Source organism: Methylovulum psychrotolerans, assembly GCF_002923755.1.
GTDB lineage: Bacteria > Pseudomonadota > Gammaproteobacteria > Methylococcales > Methylomonadaceae > Methylovulum > Methylovulum psychrotolerans.
Window position 1 is genome coordinate 1 of the sequence record NZ_PGFZ01000091.1, and the last position, 556, is coordinate 556.

General features: G+C 59.4%; 1 protein-coding gene. It reads left to right on the forward strand.

The window, feature by feature from the left end; translation table 11 throughout:
- The coding region (locus AADEFJLK_RS23745; RefSeq protein ID WP_282957383.1) for a calcium-binding protein at positions 1–556 on the forward strand (556 nt) is incomplete at both ends.

Genomic DNA, 556 nt, shown 5'->3' on the forward strand with positions numbered 1-556 from the left:
TCACCAACCTCGCGTCGTCCGGCCTGACCGCCCTGTTTGACAACGGCAACTACGGCCTCGTCCTCCAGTACGGCAGCGGCGACCAGGTCACCATCGACAATTATTTTTATTACAGCGACACCAACTGGCAAGTCGATAAAATACAGTTCACCGATGCCACTTGGGGCTTCGCCGACCTCCTCCAGCGGCATAACGGCACCTCAGCCGGGGACACCCTGAACGCGATGGACGGTATGGCAAACACCCTCAACGGGCTGGGCGGCAACGACATCCTTTATGGCGGCACGGGCAATGACACCCTGGCGGGCGGCACGGGCAACGACTACCTCCAAGGCAATGACGGGCTTGACACCTATGTGTTCGGCATAGGCGACGGGCAGGACGAGGTTTACAACTACGACACCGACAACAGCACGGACACCGTGCAGCTCACCAACCTCGCGTCGTCCGGCCTGACCGCCCTGTTTGACAACGGCAACTACGGCCTCGTCCTCCAGTACGGCAGCGGCGACCAGGTCACCATCGACAATTATTTTTATTACAGCGACACCAACTG